Source organism: Phycicoccus mangrovi (assembly GCF_018729305.1).
GTDB classification, from domain to species: domain Bacteria; phylum Actinomycetota; class Actinomycetes; order Actinomycetales; family Dermatophilaceae; genus Phycicoccus; species Phycicoccus jejuensis.
The window spans coordinates 13,313-26,056 of the sequence record NZ_JAHHWP010000027.1 but is presented as its reverse complement, the minus strand read 5'-3'; the positions used below and the strand labels follow the sequence as shown (position 1 = coordinate 26,056).

The 12,744-nt window shown below is 73.3% G+C and carries 15 protein-coding genes; 8 read left to right on the top strand and 7 right to left on the bottom strand.

Annotated features, from left to right (window positions below; genetic code table 11):
* Positions 1 to 192 precede the first annotated feature (192 nt).
* Both KMZ30_RS21920 and KMZ30_RS20430 read right to left on the bottom strand, forming a co-directional pair.
* Positions 193 to 417, bottom strand: coding sequence for an acyl-CoA carboxylase epsilon subunit (locus KMZ30_RS21920; RefSeq protein ID WP_215514371.1), 225 nt, complete (start codon positions 415 to 417; stop codon positions 193 to 195).
* On the bottom strand, positions 414 to 2,042 hold the full coding sequence (locus KMZ30_RS20430; RefSeq protein ID WP_215514370.1) for an acyl-CoA carboxylase subunit beta: 1,629 nt from the start codon (positions 2,040 to 2,042) through the stop codon (positions 414 to 416). Before KMZ30_RS20430 ends, KMZ30_RS21920 begins: the two co-directional genes overlap by 4 nt.
* A 23-nt stretch (positions 2,043 to 2,065) precedes the next feature.
* Here KMZ30_RS20430 and KMZ30_RS20425 point away from each other — a divergent pair, with 23 nt between their 5' ends.
* Genes KMZ30_RS20425 through KMZ30_RS20410 form a run of 4 tightly spaced genes read left to right on the top strand, consistent with a single transcriptional unit; the run spans position 2,066 to position 5,642 of the window.
* Positions 2,066 to 2,836, top strand: a complete 771-nt coding sequence (locus KMZ30_RS20425; protein WP_308279891.1) for a biotin--[acetyl-CoA-carboxylase] ligase — start codon at positions 2,066 to 2,068, stop codon at positions 2,834 to 2,836.
* Positions 2,837 to 2,850: 14 nt separating this feature from the next.
* Positions 2,851 to 3,957 (top strand): adenylate/guanylate cyclase domain-containing protein, encoded by a 1,107-nt coding sequence (locus KMZ30_RS20420; RefSeq protein ID WP_051750361.1) that lies wholly within the window; start codon positions 2,851 to 2,853, stop codon positions 3,955 to 3,957.
* A 14-nt stretch (positions 3,958 to 3,971) separates the two neighbouring features.
* On the top strand, positions 3,972 to 4,652 hold the full coding sequence (locus KMZ30_RS20415) for a response regulator transcription factor (protein WP_030527677.1): 681 nt from the start codon (positions 3,972 to 3,974) through the stop codon (positions 4,650 to 4,652).
* 6 nt (positions 4,653 to 4,658) lie between these two features.
* A complete protein-coding gene (locus tag KMZ30_RS20410; RefSeq protein WP_308279890.1) occupies positions 4,659 to 5,642 on the top strand; it encodes a sensor histidine kinase in 984 nt (327 codons plus the stop codon).
* Between the two features lie 10 nt (positions 5,643 to 5,652).
* Here the strand turns inward: KMZ30_RS20410 and KMZ30_RS20405 are convergent, their stop codons facing one another.
* Positions 5,653 to 6,129, bottom strand: a complete 477-nt coding sequence (locus KMZ30_RS20405; protein ID WP_308279889.1) for a GtrA family protein — start codon at positions 6,127 to 6,129, stop codon at positions 5,653 to 5,655.
* Between the two features lie 40 nt (positions 6,130 to 6,169).
* On the opposite strand from KMZ30_RS20405, the gene KMZ30_RS20400 reads away from it, so the two are divergent.
* On the top strand, positions 6,170 to 7,354 hold the full coding sequence (locus tag KMZ30_RS20400; protein WP_215514369.1) for a 5-(carboxyamino)imidazole ribonucleotide synthase: 1,185 nt from the start codon (positions 6,170 to 6,172) through the stop codon (positions 7,352 to 7,354).
* Entirely contained in the window at positions 7,351 to 7,866 is a 516-nt protein-coding gene (purE, locus tag KMZ30_RS20395; protein WP_215514368.1) for a 5-(carboxyamino)imidazole ribonucleotide mutase, read from the top strand. The genes KMZ30_RS20400 and purE overlap by 4 nt, the downstream gene beginning before the upstream one ends.
* Before the next feature lie 18 nt (positions 7,867 to 7,884).
* On the opposite strand, the gene KMZ30_RS20390 is transcribed toward purE, so the two are convergent.
* The gene (locus KMZ30_RS20390) at positions 7,885 to 8,340 is read right to left on the bottom strand and encodes a CoA-binding protein (RefSeq protein ID WP_215514367.1); all 456 of its coding nucleotides are present in this window, start codon (positions 8,338 to 8,340) and stop codon (positions 7,885 to 7,887) included.
* 66 nt (positions 8,341 to 8,406) lie between these two features.
* Entirely contained in the window at positions 8,407 to 9,576 is a 1,170-nt protein-coding gene (locus KMZ30_RS20385; protein WP_215514366.1) for a nucleotide sugar dehydrogenase, read from the bottom strand.
* A gap of 69 nt (positions 9,577 to 9,645) precedes the next feature.
* Here KMZ30_RS20385 and KMZ30_RS20380 point away from each other — a divergent pair, with 69 nt between their 5' ends.
* Entirely contained in the window at positions 9,646 to 10,707 is a 1,062-nt protein-coding gene (locus KMZ30_RS20380) for a TIGR03560 family F420-dependent LLM class oxidoreductase (RefSeq protein WP_215514365.1), read from the top strand.
* A 13-nt stretch (positions 10,708 to 10,720) separates the two neighbouring features.
* Positions 10,721 to 11,236: a putative immunity protein gene (locus KMZ30_RS20375; RefSeq protein ID WP_215514364.1), complete on the top strand. Its 516-nt coding sequence runs from the start codon at positions 10,721 to 10,723 to the stop codon at positions 11,234 to 11,236.
* A gap of 119 nt (positions 11,237 to 11,355) precedes the next feature.
* Here KMZ30_RS20375 and KMZ30_RS20370 read toward each other — a convergent pair whose 3' ends face one another.
* Positions 11,356 to 11,916, bottom strand: coding sequence for an NYN domain-containing protein (locus KMZ30_RS20370; RefSeq protein ID WP_215514363.1), 561 nt, complete (start codon positions 11,914 to 11,916; stop codon positions 11,356 to 11,358).
* Between the two features lie 67 nt (positions 11,917 to 11,983).
* Positions 11,984 to 12,661: a TetR family transcriptional regulator gene (locus tag KMZ30_RS20365; protein ID WP_215514362.1), complete on the bottom strand. Its 678-nt coding sequence runs from the start codon at positions 12,659 to 12,661 to the stop codon at positions 11,984 to 11,986.
* Between the last annotated feature and the right edge of the window lie 83 nt (positions 12,662 to 12,744).

Sequence of the window (12,744 nt, the reverse complement as noted above, 5' to 3'; positions counted from 1 at the left end):
TCGCGTTGTCCACAGGTCAGGGGTGGCAACAGGCCTGGCAGGGCACGCCGTCAGCCCTCGGGGCGTACGACAATCGACACATTCGTCAGTTCGTGTACGTCTGGTGAGCCCGGGGGTGTGCACGAATCGACACATTCGTCAGTTTGTGTACGGCCGCTCGCGTGGAGGCCGGTGGCGGTGGGCGAGAGGCGGTCAGCGGCGGTAGGTGGTGTGCCAGGCGCCGGGGCCGTGGCCGACGGGCCGGCGGACGGCGGCGTCGTGCGCCGCCCACGTCGAGGTGCGCTGCGGCGGCGGGGGGTCCTCGCCCCCGCCGGCGACCAGGAGGACGGCGACGACCGCCGCGACCTCCTCGGGGGTCGCGGCTCCCTCGATGCGGATGGCCGGCGGCTCGGGCTGCTGCACGTCGTCGACGGTCACAGGGGGATGTTCCCGTGCTTCTTCGGCGGGAGGGACTCACGCTTGGTGCGCAGCGCCCGCAGTGCCTTCGTGACGTTCATCCGCGTGTTCGACGGGGTGATGACGGTGTCGACGTACCCGCGCTCGGCGGCGACGTAGGGGTTGGCCAGCGCGTCCTCGTACTGCTTAATGAACGCGGCCCGCGCCTCCTCGACCGACTCGCCCTTGTCGGCGGCCTTCGCGAGCTCCTTGCGGTAGAGGATGTTCACCGCGCCCTGCGCGCCCATGACGGCGATCTGCGCGGTCGGCCACGCGAGGTTGATGTCGGCGCCGAGGTGCTTGGAGCCCATGACGTCGTAGGCGCCGCCGTAGGCCTTGCGGGTGATGACCGTGACGAGCGGGACCGTCGCCTCGGCGTACGCGTAGATGAGCTTCGCGCCGCGCCGGATGATGCCGTCCCACTCCTGGTCGGTGCCCGGGAGGAAGCCGGGCACGTCGACGAAGGTCAGCACGGGGACGTTGAATGCGTCGCAGGTGCGCACGAAGCGGGCGGCCTTCTCGGAGGCGTCGATGTCGAGCGTGCCGGCGAACTGCATCGGGTTGTTCGCGACGACCCCGACCGAGCGACCCTCGACGCGGCCGAAGCCGGTGATGATGTTCGGCGCGAACAGCGGTGAGACCTCGAGGAACTCGCCGTCGTCGACGACCTTCTCGATGACCTGGTGCATGTCGTAGGGGACGTTCGGGCTGTCCGGGACGATCGTGTCGAGGAAGCGGTCGTCGTCGGTGACCTCGAGGTCGAGCTCCTCGCCGAAGACCGGCGGGTCCTCCATGTTGTTGCTCGGCAGGTACGACAGCAGCGCCTTGACGTACTCGACGGCGTCGTCCTCGTCGGTGCCCATGTAGTGCGCCACACCGGACTTCGTGTTGTGCGTCCGCGCACCGCCGAGCTCCTCGAAGCCGACGTCCTCGCCGGTGACGGTCTTGATGACGTCCGGGCCGGTGATGAACATGTGCGACGTCTGGTCGACCATCACGGTGAAGTCGGTGACGGCCGGCGAGTACACGGCGCCGCCGGCGCACGGGCCCATGATGAGCGAGATCTGCGGGACCACCCCGGACGCGTGGACGTTGCGCCGGAAGATCTCGCCGTACAGGCCGAGCGACACGACACCCTCCTGGATGCGCGCGCCGCCCGAGTCGTTGAGCCCGACGACCGGGCAGCCGACCTTCATCGCGAAGTCCATGACCTTGCAGATCTTCTCGCCGAAGACCTCGCCGAGCGAGCCGCCGAACACCGTGAAGTCCTGGGCGAAGACCGCGACCGTGCGGCCGTCGACCGTGCCGTACCCGGTGACGACGCCGTCGCCGTAGGGGCGGTTCTTGTCCTGCCCGAAGGAGACCGACCGGTGCCGGGCGTACTTGTCCATCTCGACGAATGAGCCCTCGTCGAGGAGCATCTCGAGGCGCTCTCGGGCGGTCTTCTTGCCGCGTGCGTGCTGCTTCTCGACCGCGCGCTCCGACCCCGCGTTGGCGACCTCGGCGACGCGCCGCTTGAGGTCGGCCAGCTTCCCCGCGGTGGTCGTCGTGTCGATGTCGGTCGGTACGTCGGTCCCGCCCATGGAGTGGTGGTCGCTCTTCGACATGACCCGAGCCTAGCCTTGGCGCCGTGAGCGAGAACCCCCTGAACGCGGCGCTGGACGCGGCGTCCGTCACACCCGGCGACCCGTGGCTCCCGGTCGAGGTGCGGGAGCGGGTCGGGTCGACGAACGACGAGGTGCGCGCCGACCCGCGGCCTTGGCGCGTCCTCGTCGCCGAGGTGCAGGAGACGGGGCGCGGCCGGCTCGGTCGCGCGTGGACGACGACGCCCGGCACGGCGCTCGCCGTCTCGGTCTGCGTGCCCGTGCCGGCGTCCGGCGCCGGGTGGGTCCCCCTGCTCGCCGGGCTCGCGCTGCACCGGGCGGTCGCCGACGTGGCCGGCGTCGCGACGAGCCTCAAGTGGCCCAACGACGTCCTCGTGCCGGGGGACGGCGACCGCAAGCTCGCCGGCCTCCTCTGCGAGTGGGTCCCGCCCGCCGGCGTCGTCGTCGGCTGCGGGGTCAACGTCGACACGGCGCGGGAGGAGCTGCCGCTCGACACGGCCACGTCGCTGCGGGCCGCGGGTGCGCCGGGCGTCGACCGCGCCGCGCTGCTCACCGCCTACCTGCGCCACCTCGCGGCGGTCCTGCGGGAGGACACCGGCGCGGCGGGCCCGTCGGTCGCCGCCTACCGCGACGCCTGCGGCACGGTCGGGCGCGACGTCGAGGTCCACCAGCCCGACGGCAGCGTCCGGCGGGGCAGGGCGACAGGCGTGGACGCGGAGGGCAGACTGGCCGTGCGCACCGAGGGCGGGACGACGAGCGTCTCCGCCGGCGACGTCGTCCACGTCCGGTCGCGCTGAGCGAGGGAGGTGGGATGACGCAGGAGCCGCCGGGGGAGGAGACCGTCCTCCCCGTCCCGCCGCCGGAGCCGGCCGCCGACGACCTCGCGGAGCGGGTCGAGCGCTCCCTGCTCGGCCGCTCGGCGTCGATGGCCCGTGCCGAGGTGAGCGCCGCCGCCGGCGTCGACCCCACGGAGGCGCGGCGCTTCTGGCACGCCATGGGCTTCCAGCTCGTCGAGGACGACGAGGCGATGTTCACCGAGGCCGACCGGGCCGCCCTGCGCCGCGTCACCGACCTCGTCCAGCGGGGCGCGGTGAGCGAGGAGCTCGCGCTGGGGATGACCCGGGCCTTCGCGCGGACCGCCGACCGGCTCGCGGTCTGGCAGACCCAGCTCGTCGCGGAGTCGCTGACGCCGGAGGTCTCGGACCAGCTCGAGGGCAAGGACACCCGCTCGGTGCCCGAGCCCCGCATCGCCGCCGATGCCGCCAACCTGCTCTCGCGCACCATCGACGACATCGAGCCGCTGCTCGTCTACGTGTGGCGCCGGCACCTGACGAACGCCATCCAGCGCATGCTCGCGGACGCCGACCCCGCCGTCCGCTCCGACCCGTCGGCGCCCGTGCGCGCCGTGGGTTTCGCCGACCTCGTGTCGTTCACGTCGTTCGTCCGGCGGATGAGCGAGCGCCAGCTCGCCCGGCTCGTCCAGCACTTCGAGCTGCTCGCGAGCGACGTCGTCGCCGAGCACGGCGGCCGCGTCATCAAGACGGTGGGCGACGAGGTCCTCTTCGTCCACACCGACATCGCCGCGGCGTCCGCGATCGCCCTCGACCTCGTCGACGCGATGGCCGGGGACGAGCTGCTGCCCCCGGTGCGCGTCGGGATGGCGCACGGCCGTGTCGTGTCGCGGCTCGGGGACGTCTTCGGGGTGACGGTCAACAAGGCCAGCCGGATCACCGCCGTCACGCCGTCGGGCACCGTCTTCGTCGACGAGGACATGGCCCGCGCGCTGGGCTCGGTGTCCGGCTTCACGGCGGTCGAACGCCGCCGCCGGATGCTGCGCGGCATCGGTGTCGTGACCCTCCACGAGCTCCAGCGCTCGCCGGGAGGACGCCGCCCTGCCGTGCCGAACGGCTCTGCGTGACTACGATCGCCCCCATGACGAAGGTGTTGCTCGCCGAGGACGACCCGGCCATCTCCGACCCGCTCGCCCGCGCCCTGCGGCGCGAGGGCTACGACGTCGAGGTGTGCTCCGACGGCGAGTCGGCCCTCGCGGCGGCCCTGCGCCAGCCCGACCTCGTCGTGCTCGACCTCGGGCTGCCGAAGATGGACGGGCTCGAGGTCTGCCGCCGCCTGCGGCAGGAGGGCAGCGGCGTGCCCGTCCTCATCCTCACCGCCCGCGCCGACGAGGTCGACACCGTCGTCGGGCTCGACGCCGGCGCCGACGACTACGTGACCAAGCCCTTCCGGCTCGCCGAGCTGCTGGCGCGGGCCCGGGCGCTGCTGCGCCGCGGCGTCGTCGAGGCCGCCGAGGACGAGGGCGAGCAACTCATCGACATCGACCCCGACGGCCGCCGCGTGTTCCTGCGGGGCGAGGAGGTGCAGCTGACCGGCAAGGAGTTCGAGCTGCTGCGCGTCCTCGTCGCCAACGAGGGCAAGGTCGTCTCCCGCGAGAAGCTCATGCGCGACGTCTGGGACAGCGCCTGGTACGGGTCGACGAAGACGCTCGACATGCACATCTCCGTGCTGCGCCGGAAGCTCGGCGACGACGCCGCGAGCCCCCGCTACATCACGACGATCCGCGGCCTCGGCTTCCGGTTCGACTCCCCGGAGGACTGACGCCGCGTGCGCCGCATCGCGCTGACCGTCGTCCTCCAGGCGTTCGGCCTCACGACCGTCGCCGCCGTCGCGGCCGTGGCCGGGGTCGCGGCCGAGGGCGTGCCCACGACGGACGACCCCTCGACGTGGGTGGCCCCGGGCCTCACGGTGCTCGCCGCCCTGGCCGTGGCCGTCCTCGGGGCCATGTGGCTCGCGGAACGCAGCGCGGCGCGTGTCTCGACGCTGCTCGAGACGCTCAGACAGCGGGTCGACCGGCTCAACGCCGGTGACCGGCCCGTGCCGCTGGACTCGGGCATCGTCGAGGTCGACCGGCTCGACGCCGCGCTCATCCGCGGCGCCGCCCAGGGCGCCCGGCGGCTCGCGTCCGAGCGGGACTTCGCGGCCGACGCGTCGCACCAGCTGCGGACGCCGCTCACGGCGCTGCTCATGCGCCTCGAGGAGATCAACCTCACCGACGACCTCTCCGTCGTCGCCGAGGAGTCGACGATCGCCATCGGGCAGGTCGAGCGGCTGAGCAAGGTCGTCGACGACCTCATGACGCGCACGCGGCACGGCGCCGAGGTCAACCCCTCGGTGTCGCTCGACTCCGTCCTCGCGTCCCTCCAGCGCGAGTGGCAGCCGGCCTTCGCGCAGGCGCGGCGCAGCATCAAGGTGAGCGGGGAGCGCGGGCTCCTCGTGCGGGCGACCCCGGTGGCGCTCGGCCAGATCCTCACGACCCTGCTCGAGAACTCGCTCGCCTACGGACGCGGCACGGTCGAGGTCAACGCCCGGCGGGCCGGGCCGTCGGTCGTCATCGAGGTGAGCGACCAGGGCGACGGGGTGGCGGCGTCGATGGCGCCGCACATCTTCGAGCGCTCGGTGTCGTCGTCGGGGTCCGGGCTCGGGCTGTCGCTCGCGCGCGACCTCGCCGAGGGCGCCGGCGGCCGCCTGGAGCTCGCGCGCGCCGCGCCGCCGGTCTTCGCGCTCTTCCTCTCGGTGAGCGCGGACTGAGCGCCCGGCCTCAGAGGGGCTCGTGCGAGAAGACGAGCCGCCGGTAGGCCCAGAACCGGAAGAGCGTGCCGAGGCCGATGCCGACGACGGTGGCCACGTTGTCGGCCAGCCGGCTCTCGAAGCCGAGCCCGTAGTGCGAGAACGCCAGGATGACGGCGGAGATGCCGAGCGCGACGAGGTTGACCCCGAAGAACAGCGCCACCTCGTGGTGCACCGGGCGGCTGCGGCGGTGCCGGAAGGTCCACTGCCGGTTGCCGATCCACGCGAACAGCGTCGCGACGGCGCCGGAGATGATCTTCGCGGTGGTGATCTTGTCGGCGAGGACGGTGTGCCAGAGGAGGTTGGCGCCGCCGAGGTCGATGACGAACGCGACCGCGCCGACGACGCCGAACTTGATCATCTCGCGGTAGAGGACGTCGACCGCGCCCCGCGCGGAGGCGAGGGCGCGGGAGACGGGGCCTCGCGAGGGGGCGTCCTGGGCGGTCACCCGTGCAGCCTACTGAGTGCAGGTCGGTATCCTCGGCCGGGTGACCACCCCACGTCGTGCGCCCGGAGGGTTCCCCGTCGTCGGCATCGTCGGGGGTGGGCAGCTGGCGCGGATGTGCGCCGGACCCGCCGCCGAGCTCGGCCTCACGCTGAGCGTCCTCGCCGAGGCGGAGGACGCGAGCGCCGCCCTCGTCGTCCCGAGCTCGCCGGTGGGGCACCACACCGACGCCGAGGCCGTGCTCGCCTTCGCGGAGGCCTGTGACGTCGTGACGTTCGACCACGAGCACGTGCCGCCCGAGGTGCTCGAGCAGCTCGTCGCGACCGGGGTGCCGGTGCACCCCACGCCGGACGCGCTGCGCTTCGCGCAGGACAAGCTGGCGATGCGCGAGCGGCTGACCGCGCTCGGGGTGCCCTGCCCCCGCTGGACGCGCGCCGACACCGCCGCCGACGTCGAGGCGTTCGCCGCCGAGGTCGGGTGGCCGCTCGTCGCGAAGACGCCCCGCGGCGGCTACGACGGCAAGGGCGTGGCGGTCGTGTCGTCCGCCGCCGACCTCGAGGACTGGCTGGCCCGCGCCCAAAAGGCGGGCACCGGGCTGCTGCTCGAGGAGAAGGTTCCCTTCCGGCGTGAGCTCGCCGTGCTCCTCGCGCGCAGCCCGTCCGGCCAGGCCGCGGCGTGGCCGGTCGTCGAGACCGTCCAGACCGACGGCATCTGCACCGAGGTGCTCGCCCCGGCCCCCGCGCTCGACGCCGACCTGTCGGCGCGCGCCGTCGCGGCGGCGCTGCGCGTGGCCGGGGAGCTCGGGGTCACCGGCGTCCTCGCCGTGGAGCTCTTCGAGGTGGAGGGCGAGGGCGGCGAGCCCGGCTTCGTCGTCAACGAGCTCGCGATGCGGCCGCACAACTCCGGGCACTGGTCGATGGACGGCGCGGTCACCGGGCAGTTCGAGCAGCACCTGCGGGCCGTGCTCGACCTGCCCCTGGGCTCGCCGCGGCCGCGATCGCCGTGGACCGTCATGGCCAACGTCCTCGGCGGCGACTACCCCGAGCTGTACCCGGCCTACCGGCACGTCATGGCCCGCGACCCCGACGCGAAGGTCCACCTCTACGGCAAGGGCGTGCGCCCCGGCCGCAAGATCGGGCACGTCAACGTCTCCGGCGACGACCTCGCCGACCTGCGCGAGCGGGCCGGCCACGCCGCCGACTACCTCCAGGGAGTGGTCACCGAATGAGCACGCAGCCGGTCGTCGGCGTCGTCATGGGCTCGGACTCCGACTGGCCCGTCATGGAGGCCGCCGTCGCCGCGCTCGAGGAGCTCGGCGTCGACTGCGAGGTCGACGTCGTCTCCGCGCACCGGATGCCCGAGGAGATGCTCGAGTACGGCCGCTCCGCCGAGGAGCGCGGGCTGCGCGTGGTGATCGCCGGGGCCGGGGGCGCCGCGCACCTGCCCGGCATGCTCGCCTCGGTCACGTCGCTGCCGGTCATCGGCGTGCCGGTGCCGCTCAAGTACCTCGACGGGATGGACTCGCTGCTCTCCATCGTCCAGATGCCGGCCGGCGTCCCGGTCGCGACCGTGTCGGTCGGCGGGGCGCGCAACGCCGGCCTGCTCGCGGCCCGCATCCTCGGGGCCGGCGAGGGCGCCGAGGCGCAGCGGCTGCGCGCGGCGATGGGGGAGTTCCGCACCGCGCTGCGCGACCAGGCGCACGCCAAGGGCGCGGCCCTGCGTGAGCGCCGTCAGGGCTGAGGCCTCAGGGCCGACGCCTCAGCGCTGCATTCCGTCGCGGCGCACCTTGGGCCACTCGATCTTCGGGCAGGTGTCCATGACGACCCCGAGGCCGGCCCGGCGGGCGCGCTCGGCCGCCGCGACGTCGACGACGCCGACCTGCATCCAGACGGCGTCGAGCTGGAGGCGGTCCTTGTGCTCGATGGCCTCGTCGACGACGGCCCCCACCTTCGAGGAGTTGACGAAGCAGTCGACGACCTTGAGGTCCTGGTCGGGGATGTCGGCGAGGCTGGCGTAGCCCTGCGCGCCGTGGACCGTCTCGGCCTTCGGGTGCACGGGGATGATCGGTGTGCCGAGCTCGACCGACATCCAGCGCGACACCGACCACGCGGGACGGCTGCGGTTGTCCGACAGCCCGACGACGACCCAGATGCCGGGGTCCATGAGCAGCTCGCGGATCAGGTCGGGGTCGTTCTGGTGCCTCAGTGCGCCCATCCGTCCATCATGCTCCGCGTCCGGCACCGACGGTGGACGCCGCGCGGGCCGAGTGGGGCCGGCGGGTCAGTCGTTGCCGAAGAGGTCGCGGGTGTACACGCGGTCGGCGACGTCGGCCAGCTCGTCGACGAGGCGGTTCGCGACGATGACGTCCGAGCGCTCCTTGAGCTCCTCGAGCGAGACGAGCGGCGAGCCGTAGAAGGCGTCCTCGTGCAGCTCGGGCTCGAAGACGACGACCTCGACCCCCTTGGCCTTGAGGCGCTTCATGACGCCCTGGACGCTGCTGCTGCGGAAGTTGTCGGACCCGGACTTCATGATGAGCCGGTGGATGCCGACGACCTTCGGGCGGCGGGCGAGGATGTCGGTCGCCACGAAGTCCTTGCGGGTCGTGTTGGCGTCGACGATGGCCTGGATGAGCGTCTGCGGCACGTCCGCGTAGTTCGCGAGCAGCTGCTTGGTGTCCTTGGGGAGGCAGTAGCCGCCGTAGCCGAAGCTCGGGTTGTTGTAGTGCGTCCCGATCCGGGGGTCGAGGCCGACGCCGTCGATGATCTGGCGGGTGTCGAGCCCGTGGGTCGCGGCGTAGGTGTCGAGCTCGTTGAAGTACGCGACCCGCATCGCGAGGTAGGTGTTGGCGAAGAGCTTGATCGCCTCGGCCTCGGTGGGGTCGGTGAGCAGGACGGGCACGTCGGGGTCGAGCGCCGCCTCGGCGAGGAGGCGGGCGAAGAGCTCGCCGCGCTCGCTGCGGTCGCCGACGACGATGCGCGAGGGGTGGAGGTTGTCGTGCAGGGCCTTGCCCTCGCGGAGGAACTCGGGGCTGAAGACGACGCGGTCGGTGCCGAGCCGCTCGCGCAGCCCGCGCGTGAAGCCGACGGGGACGGTCGACTTGACGACGGCGGTCGCCTCGGGCGCGATGCGGCGGACGTCGCCGACGACCTGCTCGACGCTGCTCGTGTCGAAGTAGTTCGTCCGCTCGTCGTAGTTCGTCGGGGTGGCGACGACGACGAACTCGGCCCCGCGGTAGGCCTCCTCCTTGTCGGTCGTCACGGCGAGGTTCAGCCCGCCCGCGGCGAGGTGGCTCTCGATGTCGGGGTCCGAGATCGGGCTGCGTCCCTCGCGGAGGGCGGCCACGCGCGACTCGTCGATGTCGAAGGCGATGACGTCGTGCTGGCGCGCCAGGAGGACGGCGAGCGAGAGCCCGACGTAGGAGGTGCCGACGACGCAGATCCGGTGGGTCACGGCCGACAGCCTACGGCGAGCCCGGCTGGGGCATGATCGAGGTCCACGACACCTCGAGGAGACCCCACGATGAAGTTCGGACTGTTCGTCCCGCAGGGCTGGCGCCACGACCTCGTCGGCATCGACCCGGCCCAGCACTGGGGGGTGATGGCCGGGCTCGCGCGGCGCGCCGACGGCATCGAGGACTGGACCTCGATCTGGGTCTACGACCACTTCCACCCGGTGCCGCGGCCCACCGAGGCCGGCGTGCACGAGGCCTGGACGCTCATGGCGGCCTTCGCGGGCGTCACCGGCCGGGTGCGCCTGGGCCAGATGTGCACCTGCCTGGGCTACCGCGAGCCGACCTACCTCGCGAAGGTCGCGGCCACCGTCGACGCCGTCTCCGAGGGGCGCGTCGAGATGGGCATCGGCGCCGGCTGGTACGAGCACGAGTGGCGCGCGTACGGCTACGGCTTCCCGGGCGCCGGCGAGCGGCTGGCCCGCCTGCGCGAGGGCGTCGAGGTCATGCGGCAGATGTGGACCACCGGGCGCGCGACGCTCGACGGCGACCACTACCAGGTCGACGGCGCGATGTGCTTCCCGCAGCCGCTGCAGGGCACGTCGATGCCGGGCTCGCGCGCGAACGGCATCCCGATGTGGGTCGCCGGCGGTGGCGAGAGGAAGACGCTGCGCATCGCGGCCGAGTACGCCGACTACACGAACTTCGACGGCTCGCCCGAGGGCTTCAGCGCCAAGAGCGCGATCCTCGAGCAGCACTGCCGCGACATCGGCCGGGACTTCGGCGAGATCGTCCGCAGCGCCAACTACAACGTCGTCATCGGTCGCGACGAGCGCGAGGTGAAGGAGCGCCTGGCGTGGATCCGCGACCACTACGCGTCCGCCGGGCTGCCGGACGACGTCGTCGAGGACACCGTGCGCTCCTTCGAGACCGGGCCCCTGGTCGGCACGCCCGAGCAGGTCGTCGAGAAGCTGAAGGACCTCCAGGCGCGCGGGATGACCTACGCCATCACCTACTTCGTCGAGCAGGCCTACGACCTCTCGGGCGTCGAGCTGTTCGAGCGCGAGGTGATGCCGGAGCTCGTCGACCGCGAGCGCCACGGCCACCTGTGGCACCTGCTGCGCGGCGAGTGACCGGTCGGCGCCGGTGATCCTCCCGCCGGAGCGGGACCTGCGGCTGACGACGCTCCGCCGCGGAGGCACGCTCACCGACGCGGACCACCGGCTGCTGGCCCTCTGGGCGGTGGCCTGCGCCGAGCGCGTCCTGCCGCTCGTCGAGGCCGAGCGGCCCGACGACCCCCGCCCCCGGGCCGCCCTCGAGGCGGTCCGGGGCTGGGTGCGCGGCGAGGTCGGGATGATGGCCTCGCGCGCCGCCGGCGGGCACGCGATGGGCGCCGCTCGCGACCTGCGGGGTGCTCCGCGGTTCGCGGCCTACGCCTGCGGGCAGGCGGCCTGCGTCGCGCACGTCGCGGCGCACGACCTCGGGGCGGCCGCGTACGCCCTCAAGGCCGTGCGGTGGTCGGCGGCGCCCGGTGCGGCGGAGGCGGCGGGGCGGGCCGAGTGCGCGTGGCAGCGCGAGCAGCTGCCCGACGCCGTGCGCGACCTCGTCCTCGAGGACCAGGAGCGCCGCAACCCCCTGTGCTGGGACCTCTTCCACGCCTGACCGCTCGCGACATCCAACCCCGGACTTCCCCACTTCTTGCGAGTTGAGCCGCTCGACCCACCGCGCGACGGCGTGTCGAGCGGCGGAACTCGCAAGAAGTCGGGTGGGGGTGGGGTGGGTCAGAGGAAGAGGGTGGGGTCGAACTCGTCGATCGGGATGATCCGGACGCGCGGGAGGGGCTCCTTGAACGCGCGGACGTCGTGCTCGAGGTCGAGCGCCTCGAGCCCACGGCCCACGAGCGCGTTGAACGCCTGGTTGCGGAACTCGTCGAAGCCCGCCACCGCGACCTTGCGGCCGTCGAGGAGGCCCTCGACCTGCGGCAGGAAGTCGCCGTCGTTGCTCACGAGCATCACGTCGGCCGAGCGCTCCTGCAGGGCCTCGAGCGTGCGCTGGATCGCGACGTCGACGACCTTGACGCCCGGGTCGCCGGACAGCGGCACCGGGCGGTAGCCGATGGCCAGCAGCGCCTGGACGAAGGACATCGGCAGCTCGGAGTTGGCCGCGAGGAAGAACAGCCCACGGGTCGGCTGCTGCCAGTGCTCCTCGGCGAACTTGAGGACCCGCTCCCAGCGGGGGCGCTCCTCGGGACGTGGCCGCCGGGCCAGGATCGCGTTGCCCAGGGTGGCGTCGATGTTCTCGCCGTCCACCAGCACGTAGGTCAGCCGGCCGCTCTCGTCCATGAGGGCAGGCTAGGGGGCGCGGAGGCCCACGTCGCCCCCGGGGGCCGGTGCGGTCCGGCCCGGGCCGTCAGGTCGTGGGCTCGCCGGCGGCGGCGCGCAGGGCGGGGAGGAGCTCCTCCACCGGGCGGGAGGAGCGCACGACGACGATCTCGGTCTCGCGCGGGGAAGGGGCGGGGGAGCCCGACGGCGCCGCCCAGCGGGCGACCTCGGCCATCGCCCGGCCGAGCTCGGCGCGGGCGTCGACGGCGTCGGTGTGGCCCCGCAGCCACCGGCGCAGGACGTGGTTGTGGGCGGTGACGACGGCGCCCGCGAGGAGCTCGGCGCGCAGGTCGGAGGCCTCGCTCTCGCCGGTCAGCCGGCGCAGGAACACCCGGAAGGTGCGGTGGTAGGGCAGCTGGCTCGCCGCCTCGCGGTCGCGCAGGGCGGCGACCTGCCGGGTGATGCGGTAGCGCAGCCGGGCCCGGTCGCCCTCCGCCAGGTAGTGCTCGAGGACCAGCCCCGCGGCGTCGGTCGCCGCCTGCAGCGCCGGAGCGTCGGACGCCGCGAGACGCTCCTCGACGCGCGCGACGAGCGCCTCGTGGTCCGGGAAGACCGCGTCCTCCTTGCCGCTGAAGACGCGGAAGAAGGTCGAGCGGCCGACCCCCGCCCGCGCGACGACGTCGTCGACCGTCGTCTCGTGGAAGCCGCGCTCGGCGAAGAGGGCGAACGCGGCGTCGGTGATCCGCTCGCGGGGGGTGGGCGTCACACCGCCCACGATAGACGCTGGCGCCGGTACTGAGTATCGTGTGATGGGACTGAGTACCACGCGCGGCCCCGGCCGCCGGACGG

Coding starts and splice junctions, on each gene's coding strand:
- KMZ30_RS20430 (WP_215514370.1), bottom strand. CDS start 2,042: ATGTCGAAGAGCGACCACCACTCCATGGGCGGGACCGACGTACCGACC.
- KMZ30_RS20420 (WP_051750361.1), top strand. CDS start 2,851: ATGACGCAGGAGCCGCCGGGGGAGGAGACCGTCCTCCCCGTCCCGCCG.
- KMZ30_RS20415 (WP_030527677.1), top strand. CDS start 3,972: ATGACGAAGGTGTTGCTCGCCGAGGACGACCCGGCCATCTCCGACCCG.
- purE (WP_215514368.1), top strand. CDS start 7,351: ATGAGCACGCAGCCGGTCGTCGGCGTCGTCATGGGCTCGGACTCCGAC.
- KMZ30_RS20390 (WP_215514367.1), bottom strand. CDS start 8,340: ATGGGCGCACTGAGGCACCAGAACGACCCCGACCTGATCCGCGAGCTG.
- KMZ30_RS20380 (WP_215514365.1), top strand. CDS start 9,646: ATGAAGTTCGGACTGTTCGTCCCGCAGGGCTGGCGCCACGACCTCGTC.
- KMZ30_RS20370 (WP_215514363.1), bottom strand. CDS start 11,916: ATGGACGAGAGCGGCCGGCTGACCTACGTGCTGGTGGACGGCGAGAAC.